Source organism: Mesorhizobium sp. M0030 (genome assembly GCF_040323695.1).
In the GTDB taxonomy this organism is placed as follows: Bacteria; Pseudomonadota; Alphaproteobacteria; order Rhizobiales; family Rhizobiaceae; genus Mesorhizobium.
In genome coordinates this window covers 378,889-398,939 of sequence record NZ_JAMYVE010000004.1, presented here as the reverse complement: position 1 = coordinate 398,939, position 20,051 = coordinate 378,889, and the positions used below count along the sequence as shown (strand labels likewise).

General features: G+C 63.4%; 16 protein-coding genes. 11 read left to right on the top strand and 5 right to left on the bottom strand.

Translation table 11 applies throughout. From position 1 onward, the window contains the following. Positions 1 to 19: 19 nt before the first annotated feature. Positions 20 to 790 (bottom strand): helix-turn-helix transcriptional regulator, encoded by a 771-nt coding sequence (locus tag NKJ80_RS11970; RefSeq protein WP_352497617.1) that lies wholly within the window; start codon positions 788 to 790, stop codon positions 20 to 22. Beyond that, positions 787 to 1,497: a helix-turn-helix transcriptional regulator gene (locus NKJ80_RS11965; RefSeq protein WP_023671758.1), complete on the bottom strand. Its 711-nt coding sequence runs from the start codon at positions 1,495 to 1,497 to the stop codon at positions 787 to 789. Before NKJ80_RS11965 ends, NKJ80_RS11970 begins: the two co-directional genes overlap by 4 nt. Before the next feature lie 507 nt (positions 1,498 to 2,004). Here NKJ80_RS11965 and NKJ80_RS11960 point away from each other — a divergent pair. Beyond that, positions 2,005 to 4,911 (top strand): M16 family metallopeptidase, encoded by a 2,907-nt coding sequence (locus NKJ80_RS11960; protein WP_352497616.1) that lies wholly within the window; start codon positions 2,005 to 2,007, stop codon positions 4,909 to 4,911. A 60-nt stretch (positions 4,912 to 4,971) separates the two neighbouring features. After that, positions 4,972 to 6,165 carry a TMEM43 family protein gene (locus NKJ80_RS11955; RefSeq protein ID WP_023825398.1) on the top strand — a complete coding sequence of 398 codons (1,194 nt, stop codon included), beginning with the start codon at positions 4,972 to 4,974 and terminating at the stop codon, positions 6,163 to 6,165. Positions 6,166 to 6,252: 87 nt separating this feature from the next. On the opposite strand, the gene NKJ80_RS11950 is transcribed toward NKJ80_RS11955, so the two are convergent. Continuing rightward, positions 6,253 to 7,284 (bottom strand): histone deacetylase family protein, encoded by a 1,032-nt coding sequence (locus tag NKJ80_RS11950; protein WP_352497615.1) that lies wholly within the window; start codon positions 7,282 to 7,284, stop codon positions 6,253 to 6,255. 24 nt (positions 7,285 to 7,308) lie between these two features. Continuing rightward, positions 7,309 to 7,962 carry a TetR/AcrR family transcriptional regulator gene (locus NKJ80_RS11945; RefSeq protein WP_023686329.1) on the bottom strand — a complete coding sequence of 218 codons (654 nt, stop codon included), beginning with the start codon at positions 7,960 to 7,962 and terminating at the stop codon, positions 7,309 to 7,311. Positions 7,963 to 8,239: 277 nt separating this feature from the next. On the opposite strand from NKJ80_RS11945, the gene NKJ80_RS11940 reads away from it, so the two are divergent. From NKJ80_RS11940 to NKJ80_RS11900, 9 genes are all read left to right on the top strand, one after another. Continuing rightward, the gene (locus NKJ80_RS11940; protein ID WP_352497614.1) at positions 8,240 to 9,919 is read left to right on the top strand and encodes an amidohydrolase; all 1,680 of its coding nucleotides are present in this window, start codon (positions 8,240 to 8,242) and stop codon (positions 9,917 to 9,919) included. Between the two features lie 156 nt (positions 9,920 to 10,075). Next, a complete protein-coding gene (locus tag NKJ80_RS11935) occupies positions 10,076 to 11,176 on the top strand; it encodes an ABC transporter ATP-binding protein (RefSeq protein WP_023820686.1) in 1,101 nt (366 codons plus the stop codon). A gap of 2 nt (positions 11,177 to 11,178) precedes the next feature. Then, positions 11,179 to 12,099, top strand: coding sequence for an ABC transporter permease (locus NKJ80_RS11930; protein WP_023714006.1), 921 nt, complete (start codon positions 11,179 to 11,181; stop codon positions 12,097 to 12,099). Further along, complete coding sequence (locus tag NKJ80_RS11925) at positions 12,092 to 12,892, top strand: ABC transporter permease (protein WP_023820688.1); 801 nt, start codon at positions 12,092 to 12,094, stop codon at positions 12,890 to 12,892. Before NKJ80_RS11930 ends, NKJ80_RS11925 begins: the two co-directional genes overlap by 8 nt. 23 nt (positions 12,893 to 12,915) lie before the next feature. Further along, complete coding sequence (locus NKJ80_RS11920; protein ID WP_023683465.1) at positions 12,916 to 13,950, top strand: ABC transporter substrate-binding protein; 1,035 nt, start codon at positions 12,916 to 12,918, stop codon at positions 13,948 to 13,950. 62 nt (positions 13,951 to 14,012) lie between these two features. Next, entirely contained in the window at positions 14,013 to 15,209 is a 1,197-nt protein-coding gene (locus NKJ80_RS11915; protein WP_023831527.1) for a serine hydrolase domain-containing protein, read from the top strand. Between the two features lie 32 nt (positions 15,210 to 15,241). Beyond that, positions 15,242 to 16,423, top strand: a complete 1,182-nt coding sequence (locus tag NKJ80_RS11910) for a serine hydrolase domain-containing protein (protein ID WP_023744237.1) — start codon at positions 15,242 to 15,244, stop codon at positions 16,421 to 16,423. Positions 16,424 to 16,537: 114 nt separating this feature from the next. Next, on the top strand, positions 16,538 to 18,859 hold the full coding sequence (locus NKJ80_RS11905) for a Tex family protein (protein ID WP_023744238.1): 2,322 nt from the start codon (positions 16,538 to 16,540) through the stop codon (positions 18,857 to 18,859). A 65-nt stretch (positions 18,860 to 18,924) separates the two neighbouring features. Beyond that, a complete protein-coding gene (locus NKJ80_RS11900; protein ID WP_023820690.1) occupies positions 18,925 to 19,107 on the top strand; it encodes a hypothetical protein in 183 nt (60 codons plus the stop codon). 11 nt (positions 19,108 to 19,118) lie between these two features. Here the strand turns inward: NKJ80_RS11900 and NKJ80_RS11895 are convergent, their stop codons facing one another. Further along, entirely contained in the window at positions 19,119 to 20,030 is a 912-nt protein-coding gene (locus NKJ80_RS11895; protein WP_023686321.1) for a LysR family transcriptional regulator, read from the bottom strand. Positions 20,031 to 20,051 lie beyond the last annotated feature (21 nt).

The window sequence follows — 20,051 nt, the reverse complement described above, 5'->3', positions numbered from 1 at the left end:
TCGCCGGACGCAACTCGGATCACTCGATCAGCCCCAGGCGCAGCGCCTTGGCCACCGCCTGGTTGCGGTTGACCGCGTTGAGCTTCTGCGTCGACTGGGTGAGATACTGGTTGGCGGTGTGGACCGACAGCTTCAACAGCCTGGCGATCTCTTCGCTGGTGTTGCCGTTGGCGGTCAGCTTCAGGCACTCCAGTTCACGCTTGGAGATCGACCGCATCCGGCCGGCATCGTTCGGACGAATGCGGGCGACGGCGGCGAACAGCGAAAAACAGCGGGCGTGAATTTCGTAGAGCGTGTCCTCCGGCAAAGTGATCGTCGAGCCGAGGAACACCACCAGCCCGCAATGGCCGCGATCGGCATGGACGGGAAAGGCAATGCCGTTGGTGCCCGGCGCCAGCGGCGCCGTCCGCTCCGCCCAGGCGAGGTTCTGGAAGACGGCGTCCGAGCCGGCGATGCCGTCATCGGCCCACCAGCGCGGCGCTGTCGAGGCGCCGCTGTGGCGCACCATCTCCTCGCCGTTGGCGCCGGCGATGAACTTGGTTGTCACCGCAGTGGCTGGATAGTCGGAATCGAAGCTCGGCACCAGGCGCGCCCGTTCCGGCGAGGGGCTGACGAAATAGAGGCCAAACGCCGACGCGTTGATGTCGACGGCGATCCAGCGGCAGCGGCGCACCGCGTCCGGGATGGTAACGGCATGGTGCGTCTCGGAACCGATGGAGAAGGCGCCGAACGGATTGCGCTGCTCGTTGAAAAGGGCTTCGGCCGCCGCCTTGATGTCAGCGTGTTTCAAATGATGCCGCTCCTGATCGCCGTGGCGATGGCCATCGCGCGGTTCGAGGCCGCGAATTTCTGGATGGCGTGGGTGATGTAGCTGTTGACGGTGTTGGACGAGACCCCGAGGATCACCGCGACCTCATCGGTGGTCTTGCCTTCAGACACCCAGAACAGGCATTCGCGCTCACGGTCGGACAGCGGGTCCTGCATGGCGGCGGCGGCGATCAATTGCGGGATAGCGGACAGCGCGTAGCAGCACTTCAACTGAGCCTTCATCAGCGCCGGCTGGTCGATACTGCCGGCCTCGGCCGCCGAGAAAAGCGCAAACAGCCGCTGGCGACCGACATTGAGCCGCAGTGAATAGACTTCGGCATGGCCAAGCACGTCGAGCAGGCGCGCCTCTTCGCCGGTGAGCAGTCCGCCGGCGTCGGGCGCCGCGGCGGCGACCAGTGGCCTCGGGCGGATGCCAGGTGCAACGGTCAGCGGTCCCTGGGCAAGGCCGGCGATCAGCCGCTTGCCGATCAGTTCGATGGCGTCGAAGATCCAGTTGGATGAGACGATGCGGGCGTCGTTGCGATCTTGGTCGTGGACGATGGCGACGAGCATGTAGCTGTCGGCGCCGATCTCGGCGGCAAGCTGCATGAAAAAGGAGGTGAGATCGCCGCGCGATTCAAGGCGCGAGCCTAACGTATCGGATTGGAGAAGCGCGGCGGAACTGCTCATTGGATGCTTTGGTTGTATGTCATGGCCGGAGTCTTTTCTTGAGCCCGGACGCTGGGGTTGGCAGCGGCCGAACTTGAAGACGCATCACGTTTACGAAGCACTCACACGGCGCGGCGGTCGCGCTGATCGCCGAATCCATTCAGGGAACGCGAAGCCGTCCGCGTCTGGTGCCGGTCATTGGCCGGAACTTGAGACTTTGGGTGGTCGCCGCGCCCCCCAAGGACCGGCTGATTCGGGTCTAATCTACCCGCAGATGAATCCGACATCAAACGCGATTTGACAAAATCAATATTATTGGACTCAAGCGACTCAGGGGCGGCTTTCGCGGCCTTTTCCGCCGCAAAAGGCCTGAAACGCCGACACGAAAAAGCCAGAGGGTGTTGCGATACTGCCGTATCGAGGGCCGATCGATTCCGATAGGGTCTCGGCAGCCGGGAGGGGTGGGCATCCCTTCGGTCATACGGCGGATTTGGCGGCGCTTGCTCGCGGCCATCAGCATCGGGGGTCATGATGAAGCAGGTTTTCCTGGCGTTCACGGTGGTGCTTGCGGTTCTTGCCGGCATGGCAGCGCCCGCCAAGGCTGAGCCGACCGTTACCTATGCGCTCGACAACGGGCTGCAGGTGGTGCTGGTGCCCGACCATCGCGTGCCGAAGGTGGTGATGAACCTGCGCTACCGCGTCGGGTCGATGAATGAACCCGCGGGACGCTCGGGCTTTGCGCATCTGTTCGAACATCTGATGTTTTCCGGCACGCCGGCCTGGCCGAACGTGTTCGGCGCGCACGCCGCGCTCGGCAACGAGATCAATGCCTGGACCACCGAGGACGGCACGGTTTATTATGTCGACGGGCTGTCGTCGTCACTGCCGATGATCTTGTCGCTTGAGGCAGACCGCATGGCCAATCTCGGCCGCTCGGTGACTCAGGCCAAGCTCGATCTGCAGCGCTCGGTGGTCAAGAACGAGATGCGCCAGAACGTGCTCGACAAGGCCGGCGCATCCGGCTGGGAAGCTTTCTGGTCCGGCCTGTTCCCGAAGCCGCATCCCTATAGCCGCATGGTCATCGGCTCGGTCGCCGATCTCGATGCGGCGACGCTCGACGATGTCAGGGGTTTCTTCAACAGCTACTATCTGCCCAACAATGCGGTGTTGGTGCTGGTCGGCGACTTGGAGATCGACGACACCAAGGCGCTGATTGCCGACACGTTCGGCCGCGTGGCGCGCGGCGCCGATGTGGCGCGGCCCGCCGTGCCGGAACCGACGCAGGCCCGGCTCAAGCTGGTGCTCGAGGATCGCGTGCCAAGCCCCATCGTTGTGGTCGGCTTCAGTGGCCCGGTGGCGCAGTCGCCCGACAATGGTGCGCTCAGCATTGCCGCCGAACTGCTCGGCAACGGCGAATATGGATTTTTGCGCAACCGGCTGGTTTCGCAGTTGGGCATTGCCACCTATGCCAGCGCGAGCTGGACCGGCGGTCTGCTCGGTGGCCGCTTTACCTTCGAGGCGGGTGCCGCCGAAGGTGTGGCGCCGGAAGCGCTGGAAAGCGCGATGAAAACGGCGTTCGCGGATTTCCTGAAGACCCCGCTCGATCCGGTCGATGTCGAGCGTGCGCGCACGGGCATCTTGCAGGCAGCGCGGCTCGGCAGCGAAGCACTGAAGGATCGCGCCGGCGTCGTCTCCTACAATGCCGACGTGCTCGGCGATGCGCAGAGCGCGCTGGTCGACGACCCGCGGGTGAAGGACGCCAGCGTGGCGGATGTCGAGGCCACGATGAAGCGGCTGTTGAAACCGGAAGACGCCAGCGTGCTGGTGCTGAAGCCCGGCCCGCGTGGCGGCTATCCCGATGCACTGATCGGCTCGTCCGGCACACCGCAGCCGTTCACCGCGCCGGAGCGAGCGGCGATCGACATTCCGAAGCATGCGGCCGGGCAAGCGCCTTCGGCAACACTGCCCGCCATGGAAACGGCGACGCTCTCGAATGGCATCAAACTCGTCCACTACACAATGCCGGAAGCGCCGATGGTCTATGTCGCGGCCAGTGCCGCCGGCGGCTGGAACAGCGTGCCGGAAGGCAAGGAGGGATTGCTGGAGCTTGCAGCAAGCATGGCGACACGCGGGGCCGCCGATCGCGGCTCGGCTGATTTTGCCAAGGCGGCCAGCGACATCGGCGCCGGCGTCAGCCACCAGGCCGGAACGCTGGCCACGATGATGACGCTTGGCGTGCCGCCGGAAAAGCTCGACCAGGGTATTGGGCTGCTCGCCGACGCGGTACTGAAGCCTCGTTTCGACAAGACCGAATGGACGGTGCTGATGGCGCAGACGGTCGACTGGCTAAACGGCCGCGAGGCGGATCTGCCCGGCGTTGCCGGCCGCATGGCAAAGGCGACGCTGATCCCGCAGGTGCCGGGCAAGGCAGCGGTGGACTGGTCGGCAAAGGCGCTGGCCTCGATCTCGCTCGACGAGGCGAGGGACGCATTCAAGGCGGAGTTCACGCCGAAGGCGGTGACCTTCTACAGCGTCGGCCCGATGCCGGTCGCGACCGTCGCCGCCAGCCTTGAAAAAGCATTTGGCGCGTGGACAAGCGACACCGCCGGCTATGCCGTCGAGCCGTCGCCGGCGGCGCATTTCAACGGGGGACAGAAAGTGCTGCTGGTGCCCGAACCCGGCGCCAGCCAGTCGGCGCTGTTCGTGGCGCGGCCGGCGCCCGGCACCGACGAGAGCGAGCGCGCTGAATCGACCGCGGTCTCCAACCTGCTTGGCGCCGATTTCTCCAGCCGGCTGAATTCGGTGATCCGCGAGGAGAAGGGCTACTCCTATGGCGTGTCGAGCTATCTGATGAGCCCGATGAAGGCCGGCTCGGGATTGGTCGTGGCAACCACCGTCGAGCGCGCCAACACCGGGCCGGCGATTACCGAAATCCTGAAAGGATTTGCCGGCCTGACAACCTTGCCGGTAGCGCAGGACGAGGTCGACCGCACGGTGACCGTCTATCGCCGGGCGCTGGCTGGATCGGCCGAGACGTCGGCTGGTCTGTTCTCCTCGCTGATTGGCGCGGTCGGCAGCGGATCGACGCTGGAGGACCAGCAAACCCGCATGGCGGCGCGCACAAAGCTGACGCTCGATGCGGTTCAGAAACAGGCGCTGGCCCTGGCGTCGCTCGATCCGTCGCTGATCGTGGTGGCGGGCGACCCCGATGTGGTGATGCCGCAGCTTGCCGCGATCGGCCTCAAGGACGTCGAGATCGTCAAGCGTGACGAGGCTGGCGAAGACACGGCGATGCGGGCGCTCGATCTTCTCGGGGGCAATCGCCAGGCGCCGCTGTCTGCCTCGCCGTGGCGGGTTGGCGATGGCGGCACGACACGCGCGGTGCACGCCTGCGCCGGCGACAGGGATTGCGGCGCGCAGATCCACGCCGACTGATCGATACGAGGCGGCCGCCGGCCGCGTTTAAATCTTGGGCAACTTTGTTTCGGGGAAACGATGAGCGATTCATTTCGGGAAGTCACATCCGTCTCGTGGTTCGGGCGGATCAAGCGCGCGGTCGGCGGGGTCATCTTCGGCCTTATCCTGATCGTGCTGATGGTGATCGGGCTGTTCTGGAACGAAGGCCGCGCCGTGCAGACGGCGCGCTCGCTGGCCGAAGGTTCTGGAGCGGTGGTTTCGGTCGGCGCCGACAGCGTCGATACCGCCAATGACGGCAAGCTGGTTCATGTCAGCGGACTGGTGACGGCGGACAGCGGCCTGGCGGATCCGGATTTCGGCATTGCGGCGCAAGGGCTGCGGCTGTCGCGCAGCGTCGAGATGTATCAGTGGAAGGAAGAGTCCAAGTCGGAGACGACGAAGAAGCTCGGCGGTGGCGAAGAGACGGTGACCACCTACAGCTATTCCAAGGTGTGGGACGACAGCCAGATCGACTCCTCCGATTTCAAGAAGCCGGACGGCCACCAGACTCCGCCGATGGAAATCCACGGCCGGACCTTCCAGATTCCTGAGGGCAAGCTTGTCGCCTTCGATCTCGATACGCCGGTGCTGGACCGCATCGAGGGTGACAAGGACTATTCCCTGTCAGCCGACCAGTCGGCGGCGATAAAGGCTGCCTATACCGGAACGAAACCGCTCAGCATCGTCGATGGCAAGATTTTTCTCGGCAATGACAACACGACGCCCGCTTTGGGCGACTATCGCATCGGCTACGAACTGGCGCCGCTGGGCGTGATCAGCATCATCGCGCGCCAGGCCGGCAGCCGCTTCGAGCCCTACCAGACGCAAGCCGGCGATGCGCTGCTGATGGTCGATACCGGCAACGTCCCGGCCGAAAAGATGTTCGCCGACGCGGTCAGCGCCAACACGCTGATCACCTGGCTGCTGCGCGGCGCCGGCTTGCTGTTGCTGACCATAGGCTTTGCGCTGTTCCTCAGCCCGATCGGGGTGATCCTCGACGTCATACCCTTCCTCGGCAGCATGGCGCGGATGGGCACCGGCATCATCGCCTTCGTTCTGGCGATCCTGGTCGGCACGGTGACGATTGCGATTGCCTGGTTCTGGTACCGGCCGTTGCTGGCGCTCGCCATCCTGGCGGCAGGCGTGATTGCGGCGGTGATTGTCTACCGCATCGGCCGGTCGCGAAGGCCAGCCGTTCCGGTGGTTGCACCCAACCCGGCTGCGGCCGCCTAGATGGTCGGGGCGGCCGGAGCCGCCCCATATCTCCTTGGCGCAATTCCGGCCGGAAAACCGCCTCACACTTATCCTGGAATTGCTTTCCTACTTGTCCTCGAAGCCGGTCAGCACGCCGACGGCGTTGATGCCGATCTCCTCGACGGCATAGCCACCTTCCATCACGAACAGCGTCGGCAGGCCGAGCTTTGCGATGCGCCGGCCGATCTTCGGATAGTCCGGGCTTTTCAGCTTGAACTGGCTGATCGGATCCTTCTCGAAGGTGTCGACGCCGAGCGAGACGATGACGATATCGGGGGCGTAGGCGGCGAGCTTGACGCAGGCATCCTCCAGCGAGGCGTTCCAGGCGTCCCAATTGGTGCCGAAGGGCATGGGATAATTGACGTTGAAACCTTCGCCGGCGCCAGCGCCGCGTTCGCCGGCATGGCCGAGGAAGAACGGATACTCCACCATGGGATCGCCATGCAGGTTGAGAACCTGCACGTCGGCCCGTTCATAGAAGATCTCCTGCGTGCCATTGCCGTGGTGATAGTCGACGTCAAGGATCGAGACGCGTTTTGCGCCCTGATCGAGGAACCATTGCGCGGCGACCGCAGCATTGTTGATGTAGCAGTAGCCGCCCATGAACCCGGCACCGGCGTGATGGCCGGGCGGGCGGCAAAGCGCGAAGGCCGACCGCTCACCACCCTTGACCAAGGCCGCCGCCGTCAGCGCCACGTCATAGGACGATTTGATCGCGGTCCATGTGCCTTCGACGAAGGTGGCGCCGGCGTCGAAGGAATAGTAGCCGAGCAAGGCGTCGACGCGCTTGGGTGGCACGTCGCCGCGCAGGCCGCGCGTCGGCCAGGTGAAGGGCATCGCCGTGCCATCGAGGCCGGCGGCCTTCCACGCCGGCCAGACGGTTGGCAGGAAGTCGATATAGTCGGCCTTGTGGATGCGCTTGGCGGCTGTGAGATCGTGCTCGACCGGTCCGATGATCGGCCCCAGCTTCTCGCTCTCGACCCGCGCCTTGATGAACTCGGCCCGCGACGGCTTTTCGAAACCCGGCACGATTGCCGACGTGACCAGTTCCATCTGGCCGGCATGGTCGGCATGAAGCGGCGAATAGACAGTCTTCATGAATTTCCTCTCGAAATAGCGAAATCAGTCAAGGTTGAGATAGGGGGTGACCAGAGCGAGCCACATTCTTTCCACATCGTCCTCGATGAGGTCGTATGTCTTGCGATCCCGCTTCAACCCCACAAGCCGGCAGGCGTGCCCGACATCCATCATCAGCACGCCGAGTCGGCTGGCGATCTTGTCCTCAAGGGCCGGGTTCACATGCTGCAGCCACGCGGCGTAAAGCGCGATGATCTGCTCGTCATATTCGTCCTGGATCGGCCTGAGGTCGGCATTGCCGGATATCGCCTCGATCACCGGCATCAGGGTGGCGTTTTCGAGATATATTCTGGAGGTATCGATGAAGAGCTTGCGCACCTCCTGCCGAAACTCGTCGCGGTTGGTGGGTGGGGTGACCTCGATGCGCCTGGCGATCACCTCGGGAAACGACGACAGCCAGCGCCGGGCGAGGTCGAGGAGAATGGCTTCCTTGTTGGGAAAGTACTGGTAGACCGAACCGACCGACAGGCCCGCGCGCCGGGCAATGGCGAGCGTCGTCGGCGTCTTGGTTCCCTGCTCCCGCGTCAGGATCAAAGCCGCGTCGAGTATCCGGTCGACCACCTTGCTCGACCGTTCCTGCCGCGGCTGCTTGCGCGGTTCGAGCGCCATCCTGGTTTCGCGGCTGAGACTGCGCTTCACGGATTGATGCCTTCGTTCCCTGCCGGTTTCAACACAGGTCCCGGTCTCAACATTGGCGTGGTGTGTTGTCCACAATACATTCGAAATTCGGCACGTTGACAAACGCGAATAATTAGTCGCATTCTTTTATCCACGCTGTTTTGAGAGATCACAAGGGGAATTTCGAAAGAGCGCACTGGCATCAGTTTTCGTCCGATAACGCCGCTCCAGCGGAGTGGCAGCTTGTCGGACAAGAGGGTTGTCGGTCTCAGCCAGTCGTCAAAACCGCGGAGTCGCGATGTCTGTCACGGGTGCGGGTCAAAATGCTGATCTGATCGTCATCAATGGTCGCGTGCGGACCATGGACGATGACAATCCCGCCGCCGAGGCGATTGCCGTCAAGGACGGCGCCATCATCGCCATCGGCAACCACGCCGCCATCGAAAAACTCAAGGGAACGACCACAGAGGTGATCGACGCCAAGGGCGGTTCGGTCCTGCCCGGTTTCATCGAAGCCCACATGCATCTGTTCTCGGGAGGGGCCGAACTCGCGCATCTTCAACTCGGCGGTATCCATGGCTTCGAGGCGCTTCAAAGCGCCATCCGCGACTACGCAACGACGCGGCCCGAGGCGAAAATGCTTGTGGGACAGGGCGTCGACTACACCGTGCTCGGCGACGAGCGGGTGACACGCCATCATCTCGACGCCATCCTGCCCGACCGCCCCTTCTGCATGGCGGCGCCCGACCACCATACGATGTGGGCCAACACCAAGGCGTTGGAGATGGCCGGCATCCTGAAGGGACGCACGCTCGGTCCGGGCAACGAGATCGTGATGGGTGACGACGGCCTGGCCGCGGGCGAATTGCGCGAGGGCGAGGCCTTCGGTCCGGTGCTCGACCTTGCCGGCGAAAGCCGGGTGCGGTTGGGGCTGTCGACCGGCGGCGAGCCGGACCCAATGCCGTCGGCCGCCGAGCGGGCCGCTGACCGTGACATAATGCGGCGCGGACTTGCCTGGTGCGCGCGCCACGGCATCACCTCGATCCAGAACATGGACGGCAATCTCTACCAGCTCGAATTGCTTTCCGAGATCGAGGCCGAGGAAGGCCTGCCCTGCCGCGTCAAGATCCCGTTCCACTACAAGAATTTCATGACGCTCGACATGCTCGAGAAGGCGTCCGTCATGGCCGAGCGCTACGACAGCGAGTGGCTGTCATCGGGCATGGTCAAGGTGTTCTATGACGGCGTGCTCGATTCCTGGACCGCTGTTATGGTCGAACCTTATGCCGACCGTCCCGACTGGGTCGGCGAGCCGCTTTTCACGCCGCAGCAATTTATCGATCTCGCCGTGGCTATCGACAAACGCGGGCTGCAGATCGCCGTGCACTCGATCGGCGACGGCGCGGTGCGCGCGGTGCTCGACGGTTACGAGGCGGCGCAGAAGGTCAATGGCAAGCGCGACAGCCGGCACAGGGTTGAGCACATCGAGGTCACCACAGCAGCCGACGTGCCGCGTTTTGCCGAACTCGGCGTCATCGCCTCGATGCAGCCGTCGCATCCGCCCGGCGCCATGGATTTTCCGCTGGAGCCGACGGTGTCACGCATCGGGCCGGCCCGCTGGCCGCTGAGCTATGCCTGGCGCACCCTGAAAAGCGCCGGCGCCCATGTCGTGTTCGCCTCGGACTGGCCGGTGGCGGCGATCGACCCGATCCTGAGCATTCAGGCGGCAGTGCAGCGCAAACCATGGGCAGAAGGCGATCCTGACCAGAGTTTCTCGCTGCAGGAAGCGATTGCCGCCTACACGGTCGAGGGCGCCTATGCCGAATTCGCCGAGCATCGCAAAGGCGTTCTGAAACCCGGCTACATGGCGGACCTGGTGGTTTTGTCGGCCGATATCGAGAAGACGGCGCCGGCCGATCTGCACAAGCTGCGGCCGGTGACGACGGTCTGCGGTGGCAAGGTCACCTACCAGGCCTGACAATGGCATGCGGCTTGCACAGCTTGCCGCTTGCAAGACGAAATGACCGACTGAACTGTGATTCAATGCCGGACTTGCCAACCTACCGGCCGTGTGGTCACATCGAACAGGGGAAAAACTCCGCCAGCAAGAGCGGGGTCAACAGTGAGGCGTATCGTGCCGGAAAAACCGGATCGGAATGCAATTGAAGTCGTAAACGTCAGTAAAATTTTCGGGTCGGGTGAGGGGCAGGTCGCTGCCCTCGATACGGTCTCGGTATCCATCCGCGAGAATGAGTTTTTTACCCTGCTGGGACCATCCGGCTGCGGCAAGACCACGTTGCTGCGGCTGATTGCCGGCTTCGACTTTCCAACCGCCGGCGAAATCCTCCTCTACGGCCAGGACATCGCGCCGTTGCCGCCCTTCAAGCGACCGGTCAACACCGTCTTCCAATCCTACGCCCTGTTCCCGCATATGACGGTCGCCGACAATATCGGCTTTGGCCTGGAAATGCTGGGCAAGCCGAAGGCCGAGATCAAGGCGCGCGTCGCCGAGATGCTGAAACTGGTGAAGATGGAGGTGCTGGCGGGCCGCCGCACCAGCCAGATCTCCGGCGGCCAGCAGCAGCGCGTGGCGCTCGCCCGGGCGCTGGCGCCGCAGCCCAAGGTGCTCCTGCTCGACGAACCGCTCTCGGCCCTGGACTACAAGCTGCGCAAGGAAATGCAGATCGAATTGAAGCGGCTGCAGCACGAGACGGGCATCACCTTCATCTTCGTCACCCACGACCAGGAGGAAGCGCTGACCATGTCGGATCGCATCGCGGTGATGTCGTCGGGCAAGATCCTGCAGGTCGGCTCGCCGCGCGACATCTACGACCGGCCGGCCGAGCGTTTCGTCGCCGACTTCATCGGCGAGTCGAACTTCCTCAAGGCGGATGTGGTTAGCGCCACTGGTGGCCGGGCGACGGTGAAGCTGCCGTCTGGTGTGGAAATCCCAGCCTCGCTGCCGGAAGGCTTCAGCCCCAGCGGCAAGGTCACCATCGTCGTGCGTCCAGAGCATGCGCAGTTGGGCACGGCCAGCCCGAGCGCTTCGCTGTCCGGCACCGTCGAAAACATCGTCTATCTCGGCACCGACACGCACTTCCATCTGCGCCTTGCCGGTGGGGAGCCGTTCATCGTGCGGCGTCAGAACAGCCGCGGCGCCGGTGACGGCTTCGTGCAGGGCGGCCAGATCGGCATCACGATCGGCAACGACGCCGCGCAAGTGCTGAAGGACTGATCATGGCGACCGCGGAACAAGTCGCCAAGGCAGCGGAGCGACGCGATGTGCGCGACCGGTGGCTGCTGTCAGCGCCAGCCTTGCTGGTGATCTTCCTCGCCGCGACCGGCCCCTTGCTGATCGTGCTGATCTACTCGTTCCTGACGCCTGGCCCCTATGGCGATGTGAAGTGGCAGTTTTCGCCCGATGCCTGGCTGTCGGTGTTCATGGAACGCGACATTTTCGACGATACGCTTTCGCTTGCGGCAGCGCATGTCACCATCTTCTGGCGCTCGATCAAGCTGGCGGTGATAACGACGATCGCCACTTTGGCATTGGGGTTTCCAACCGCCTATTTCATGGCGACGCGGAGCGAGAAAACCAGGGATCTCTGGCTGTTCCTGATCACCATTCCGTTCTGGACCAACCTTCTGATCCGCACCTTCGCCGTGCTGCAGATCATCCGCAACGAAGGCATCATCAACACCATCCTTATCAAGCTTGGTATCGTCTCAGCGCCGGTGCAGATCCTCTTCACCGACACGGCGATTCTGATCGGCATGGCCTATGTCTATCTGCCGCTGATGGTGCTGCCGATCTATGCCAGCATGGAGAAGCTTGATTTTCGCCTCGTCGAGGCGGGCTACGACCTCTACGCGACCCGATTCAAGGTATTGCGGAAGATCATTTTCCCGCTGGTCAAACCCGGCGTCATTGCCGGCTCCATCCTGGTCTTCATTCCAGCCCTTGGCGCCTATGTGACGCCGAGCGTGCTTGGCGGCGGCAAGAATATGATGCTGTCCAACCTGATCGAATTGCAGTTCGGCCAAGGCCGCAACTGGCCGCTCGGCTCGGCGCTGTCGATCACGGTGATGATCATCGTCATGGTGGCGCTGCTTGCCTATGTGCGCAATGCCGGCAAGTCGGGGGCGCGGCATGACTAAGAACTTTTCCATCAAGCACCAGACCGGCTTCACGGTGATCGCTGCGACCTGTTTTATCGTGCTCTATCTGCCGATCATCGTGCTGGTCGCCTATGCCTTCAACGCGGCGAACTCGACGTCCGAATGGGGCGGCTTTTCGATGCGCTGGTTCCAGTCGGCTTGGCAGAACGTGCAAGTTATCGACGCGACGCTACGCTCGTTCCAGATCGGCGCCGTCGCTGCGGTGCTGTCGACAATCTTTGCCACCATGGCCGCGCTCGCCACCACGCGCACCGCGTCCTATCCGGGCCTCACCTTCAAATATGCGGCGATCAACCAGCCGCTGATGGTGCCCGAGATCGTCACCGGCGTGGCGCTGCTGATCTTCTTCTCGCGCATCAAGATCTTCACCGGCTATTCCGGCATTGGATATCTGATCGCCGCGCACACGGCGTTCTGCATCCCGTTCGCCTATCTGCCGATCCGGGCGCGGCTGGAAAACATGGACCTGACGCTGGAGCGCGCGGCCGCCGATCTGTACGCGACGCCTTGGAAGACCTTCCGCCGCATCACGCTGCCGCTTTTGTGGCCCGGCATACTGGCCGGACTGATGCTGGCATTCGTCATCTCGCTCGATGACGTCGTCATCACCGAGTTTGTCAAATCGGGCGGCCAGGATACGCTGCCCACCTACATGCTCGGCCAGATCCGCCGCGGCATCACGCCTGAGATCAACGCGATATCGACCGCCTTCCTGCTGCTTTCGGTCGCGATCGTCACGTTGTTTTTCTTCGTCAGCAGGAAAAGAGACTGAACCGACAAATGGGAGCTAAAACCATGAACTGGAAAACAACGACAGCCGCCATGGGGTTGGCGCTGCTCGCAACGACGAGCCTGGCCAGCGCCGATGGCGAGCTGAACATCTACAATTGGGGCAACTATACCAGCCCCGACGTGATCAAAAAGTTCGAAGCCAAATACAACGTCAAGGTGACCATCACCGATTACGATTCCAACGATACGGCGCTCGCCAAGGTACGCCAGGGCGGCACCGGCTTCGACATCGCCGTTCCGTCGCAAACCTACGTGCCGATCTGGATCAAGGAGGGCCTCGTGCAGGAGACCGATCCGGGCAAGATGGAGAACTTCAAGAACGTGGCGCCGGAATGGGCCAATCCAGACTTCGACCCCGGCCGCAAATATTCCGTGCCGTGGGCGCTGGGCACCGTCGGCGTCGTCGTCAACACCGATGCCTACAAGGGACCAGCCGACAGCTGGGGCATCATCTTCAACACGCCGGACGAGCTGAAGGGCAAGACCAATGTCGTTCCCGAGATGAATGACGTTATCTTCGCGGCGATCAAATATGTCGGCGGCCAGCAGTGCACCGACGACAAGACGGTGCTGAAGAAGGTGCGCGACACGCTTGTCGCGGCCAAGCCGAACTGGATCGCCATGGAATACAACACCATCGAAAAGATGGGCGCCGGCGACTTCAAGGCGACCAGCGACTGGAACGGTTCGGCGCTGCGTCAGCGGCTGGCCAATCCGGCCATCCATTACAATTATCCGAAGGAAGGCTACGGCCTGTGGAGCGATAACGTCGTCGTTCTCAAGGAAGCCAAAAATGTCGAGAACGCCAAGCTGTTCCAGAACTTCATCATGGATCCGGAAAACGCGGCCGGCCTCTCGGCCTTCCATCGCTACGCAAACGCCATTACCGGCTCGGACAAGTACATGCCGGCCGATATGAAGGATGCCCCGGAAGTCGTCATTCCGGAGGCTGCGAAGGCACAAGGCGAATTCCAGAAGATGTGCGCGCCTGAGATCCAGGACATCTACACCAAGATCTGGACCGAACTGCAGAAATAACCGCAGTCTGACAGACCCGGCGGCATGCGCCGCCGGGTCTTTTCTTTTCCGGAATGGCTTTCATGGACTCCTATCGCAACAGCGATCCGCGGCCGTCGATCATGCAGGGCTCGCCGCCTCAAATGGTGCTGCCGAAGCTCGACTGGGACCGGCCGCCATGGAATCGCTGGGCCTTCCAACACATCCGCGAATTCCTGCCGACCATCGAGGTCTGGCGCGGCAATGGCCATCGCCATCGTCTTGAGCGCGCAGAGACCGATCTCGACGCGCTGCCGGTGGAAGACAGCAAGGGCCGTCCGACGACGCTCGTTGGCCTGCTCGACGAGACCTACACGGACGGCTTCCTGGTGCTCAAAGACGGCAAGGTCGCCTATGAGCGCTATTTCAACGGCATGGCCGAGCGCACGCTGCATCTGTCGCAGTCGATGGCGAAGTCGGTAACAGGCACCGTGTTCGGTATTCTGGTTGGGCGCGGCTTGATCGACCCGGCCAAACCGGTGACCGCCTATCTGCCGGAGCTCGGCGCGACCGGCTGGGACGGCGCCAGCGTGCAGCATGTGCTGGATATGACCACCGGCGTGCGGTTTTCCGAGGAATACACCGACCGTTACTCCGACATCGGCCAGGTTGATGTCGCCACGGGCTGGAAGCCGGTGCCGCCGGACAGCGATCCGGATTTCCAATGGCCGCCGCATCTGTTCGAGTTGATCCAGCAGCTGAAGGACAAGGTGCGGCCGCATGGCGTCGCGTTCGAGTACCGCTCGATCGAGACCGACGTGCTTGCCTTCATCATGGAGCGGGTCACCGGTAAACGGCTGGCGCAGCTGGTGTCCGAGGAGCTGTGGCAAAAGCTCGGCGCCGACGAAAGCGCTTGCTTCACGGTCGACAGCGCCGGCTATGCGCTGGCCGATGGCGGCTTCAACGCGACGCTGCGCGATTACGCCCGCTTCGGCCAGCTGATCCTCGACAAGGGCCGCGGCATCGTGCCGGCCGACTGGATCGAGGCGACGCGCAACGGCAGGCATGGGCCGGACTTCAATCCGAGCCTGCCCGAAGGCAGCTATCGCAACCAGTTCTGGATCGAAAACCCGCGCTCACGCGCGCTGATGTGCCGGGGCGTGTTCGGGCAGATGATCCATATCGACTGGGACACCGGCATGGTCGTGGTCAAGCTTTCGACCTATCCGGATTTCAGCAATGTCGCCTATTCGGTGGCAACGCTGAAGGCGGTGCACACCATCGCCATGGCGCTTGGTTGACCCACAACAAATCACCCTCTGAGGAAACGTTCATGACCGGCAAGACCGCGTTCGAGACCCGCTACGGCTTCGCCCGCAATGAGGTGCTGCTCTCCAACTGGCGCGAAAGCCCGTTCAACCGCTGGTCGTTCCAGAACCTTGGCGAGCTGGTGCCTACCGCCCCCGTGGCGGCGACGCCGGGAAGCGTCGAGGCACCGGTGCGGGACCTGAGCGGCCTGCTCGGCGAAAACGTCCCCGTCGCCGGCGCGCCGGAGACGGTGGCCGAATTCCTCACACGTTCGAGCAGCGACGCGCTGACGGTGATGAAGGCTGGCAAGGTCATCGGCGACTGGTTCGCGCCCAATATGGATTTCGGTGCCCGTCACATCATCTTTTCGATCAGCAAATCGGTCACCGCGATCATCGCCGGAATACTGGAAGGCGAGGGCGTGTTCGACCCGGAAGCGCCGGTGACCCAGTACATTCCGGAAGCCGCCGGCTCGGCCTATGCCGATGCAAGCTGCCGGCATGTGCTCGATATGAGCGTCAGCCTCGATTTCGAGGAGGCCTATCTCGATCCCGAAAGCGCCTTTGCCCGTTACCGCCGCGCGACGCTGTGGAATCCGGGCGGCGGCACTGAAAGCTTGCGCGAATTCATTCTGACCTTGCAGCGGCTCGAAGAACCGCACGGCAAAACCTTCCGCTACCGTTCGCCCAATTCCGATCTGCTCGGCCTGCTGCTCGAACGAGCTTCCGGCCAGCGCTTCCCGGACCTGATGCGCGAGAAACTGTGGCTACCGCTGGGTGCAGTCAGCGAGGCTTCGATCGGCGTCGACATGGAAGGTACGGCGCGCACCGCCGGCGGCATTTCGGTGACGCCGCGCGACCTGGCGCGTATCGGCGAGATGATGCGGCAGGGCGGCACGGCCAATGGCCGCGGCATCGTGCCGGAAGGCTGGGTGCGCGATACGACCGTTGCCGGCGGCAGCGCGGAGGCCTGGCAGCGCGGCACAATGGTGCATCTGTTCCCGAAGGGCCGTTACCGTAACAAATGGTACCAGACGGGGGCGGCAAACGGCGCCTTCTGCGGCATCGGCATCCACGGCCAATGGCTCTACGTCAACCCGAAGACGGAAGTGGTGATTGCAAAAATGGGGTCGCAGCCGGTGCCTGAAGATTATCCGCTCGAACGCGAGATCGTTGCCTTTTTCGAGGCGCTGAGCGGGATGGTCTGAGGACGAGCCAAAGCAAGGCGCTTTCCTGTGGACCTCTTTGACGCTTGAGAACACTGCGGTTGGCGTGACGGACATCAGCGCCTATGGTCGCCGCTCTTTGCGACAGGGACCAGCATGGCAGCAGACAGCAAACGCATCGCATCCATCATCGCGGCAGAGATCGGGGCGCGGCCGGAGCAGGCATCAGCAGCTATAGGGCTGCTCGATGAGGGCGCGACGGTGCCGTTCGTGGCGCGCTACCGCAAGGAGGTCACCGGCGGGCTCGACGACACCCAATTGCGCGACCTTGCCGAGCGATTGGCCTATCTGCGCGAACTCGATGCGCGCCGCGATACCATTCTCAGTTCGATCCGCGAGCAGGGCAAGCTGACCGAAGAACTTGAGGCCAAAATTGTGGCTGCCGCCACCAAGGCTGAACTGGAAGACATCTACCTGCCCTACAAGCCCAAGCGGCGCACCAAGGCCGAGATCGCCCGGGAGCGCGGGCTGGCGCCATTGGCGGAGGCTATTTTGGCCAACCGGTCGTTGGTGCCCGCCGAGGCGGCGCTGGCTTATGTGACCGAGGATGTGACCGACGCCAAGGCCGCACTGGAAGGCGCACGCGACATCCTGTCGGAACAGTTCGCGGAAAATGCCGATCTGGTCGGCAAGCTTCGCACCTACATGAAGGAGCGCGCTTTCATGCGTGCCCGTGTCGTCGACGGTAAGCAGGAGGCCGGGGCGAAATTCTCCGACTATTTCGAGCATGTCGAGCGTTGGGCAAATGTTCCGAGCCACCGCGCGCTGGCCATGCTGCGCGGCCGCAACGAAGAGGTGTTGTCGCTAGACATCGAGGTCGATGCCGACGATGCCTCGCCGGTGAAGCCGGTCGAGCGGATGATCGCCAATGCCTACGCCATCGGCGGCAGCCTGCCGGGCGACCGCTGGCTGATGGAAGTCGCCGGCTGGACCTGGCGGATCAAGCTTTCGCTGCACCTGACGCTCGATTTGATGCGCGACCTGCGCGAGCGGGCGGAGGAAGAGGCGATCCATGTCTTTGCACGCAACCTCAAGGATTTGCTTCTGGCGGCACCCGCCGGCTCGCGGCCGACCATGGGGCTCGATCCCGGCATCCGCACCGGCGTCAAGGTCGCGGTGGTAGATGGCACCGGCAAGGTGCTGACGACGACGACCGTCTATCCATTTCCGCCGCGGAACGATGTGCGCGGCACACAGGCCCAGCTCGCAGCACTCATCCGCCAGCATAAGGTCGAGCTGATCTCGATCGGCAACGGCACCGGCAGCCGCGAGACTGAAAAGCTGGTCGCCGACATGCTGTCCGACATGCCTTCGGATGGTAGGCCAAAGCCGCTCAAGGTGATCGTCAGCGAGGCCGGCGCCTCGGTCTATTCGGCCTCGGCGACAGCGGCGGCTGAGTTTCCCGGGCTCGACGTGTCGCTGCGCGGTGCGGTGTCCATAGCCAGGCGGCTGCAGGATCCGCTCGCCGAACTGGTCAAGATCGAACCGAAATCGATCGGCGTCGGCCAGTACCAGCATGACGTCGACCAGTATCGGCTCGGCCGTTCGCTGGAAGCGGTGGTGGAGGACGCGGTCAATGCCGTCGGTGTCGATCTCAACACCGCCTCGGCGCCGCTCTTGGCCCGCGTGTCAGGCCTAGGCGCTTCGCTTGCCGACGCCATTGTCGCGCATCGCGATGCGACCGGGCCGTTCGCCAGCCGCAAGGAGCTGCTCAAGGTAGCGCGGCTCGGACCGCGCGCGTTCGAACAGTCCGCAGGCTTCCTGCGCATTGCCAATGGCAGCGAGCCGCTCGACGCCTCGTCGGTCCATCCGGAAGCCTATGGCGTGGCCAAGAAGATCGTCGCCGCCTGCGGTCGCGATGTGCGCTCGCTGATGGGAGACAGTGCCGCGCTCAAGGCGCTCGATCCGCGCGTCTTCGTCGACGAACGGTTCGGCCTGCCGACGGTGCGCGACATCATTGCCGAGCTGGAAAAGCCCGGCCGCGACCCGCGCCCCGGCTTCAAGACCGCAACCTTTGCCGATGGCATCGACGACATCAAGGATCTGAAGCCCGGCATGCTTCTGGAAGGCACCGTCACCAATGTCGCTGCCTTCGGCGCCTTCGTCGATATCGGCGTGCACCAGGACGGGCTGGTGCATGTCTCGCAACTGGCCGATCGTTTCATCAAGGACGCGCATGAGGTGGTGAAGGCCGGCGACGTGGTGAAGGTGCGGGTCGTCGATGTCGACATCAAGCGCAAGCGCATCGCGCTGTCCATGCGCAAGGACGGCGGCGAGGGCGGGACGCCGAAGGGGCCGCGCGACAATGGCGGCGGCAAGCCGGCGCAACCTTCGCCGATGCCGCAGCGTCAGCCGGAACGACCGGCACAGCAAGGCGCGTTTGGCGCAGCACTGGCCGATGCCTTGAAGCGGAAGTAGCCTCGAATGGTTCCTTGCAATCGCTAGAGCGTTATCTACCATCCTTGTGTGGAGATACGCGCGATATGGCAAGTTTCGAGAAAGTGAGTGTCCAAGAGTTGGGGCGTCTTTGGGACGAGGGCATGGCGAGTGGCAGTTCGGTCGATGGAGACCAGGCTTTCGCCCGGATCAAAAGCAAGCTCGATGCGAAAGTTGCCGAACGCAAGTCGCAAAAACGCTGCGCTTCCAGCCGGAAACCGTGCCGATGAAGCGGAAGTAGCTACCAGGCCAGAACGGCCGGTTCCTTCTCAACCTGGCCCAGCAGCCAGTCGCGAAAGCTGACGACGGGCGGGTGGCCGCGCTTGTCGTTCGGGACGACGAGGTAGTAGGCGCTGCGGCTTTGCATCGGCTGTCCCGGCGCCGGCACGAGCTGACCGCGCTGCAATTCGCCGGCGATAAGAACTTGCGGCAGGAGCGCGACGCCAAGCCCCGCCATGCAGGCTTGGGCAACGGTGCCGAATTGCTCGAACTGCATGCCGGGTCCGATCGGTGCGCTCAAGCCCTGTTCCTCGAACCATTCGCCCCAGGCCCCGGGACGCGTCGCCATGTGCAGCAGCGGCAGGCGGCTGATGTCGGCCGCAGTGGTGATATCGCGGCTGGCAAGGAAGTCGGGCGAAACCACCGGCATCACGGTTTCGCGCATCAACAATGTGGAATCGGCGTCCGGCCAGTCGGGCTGGCCATGATGGATGGCGGCGTCGAGCCGCTCGCGGGCGAAGTCGAAGCGGCCGATGCGGGTGACAAAGTTGATGGTGATGTCAGGGTTTTCTGCGACGAAATCCGGGATCAGAGGCATCAGCCAGCGCGTGCCGAAGGTCGGCAGTATGGCGAGGTTCAGCATGCCGCTATGCCGATTGCTCATCAATCCGAGCGCGGCGTCGCGCAATTGCCCGAGTGCCGCCCGCACGGCTTCGGCATAGATTTCGCCCGCCGTGGACAGCCGAACATTGCGGCTGTCGCGCTCGAACAGCCGGCGGCCGAACTGTTCCTCCAGAAGGGCTATCTGGCGGCTGACGGCCCCTTGGGTCAAATCGAGTTCCTGGGCGGCAGCGGTGAAGGAGCCAAGGCGGGCCACGGCCTCGAAGGCGGCAAGGGCGCTGGTGCTGGGTAAAAGCCGGCGTTGGACGTTCATGATCCATTACTAAACCTCATT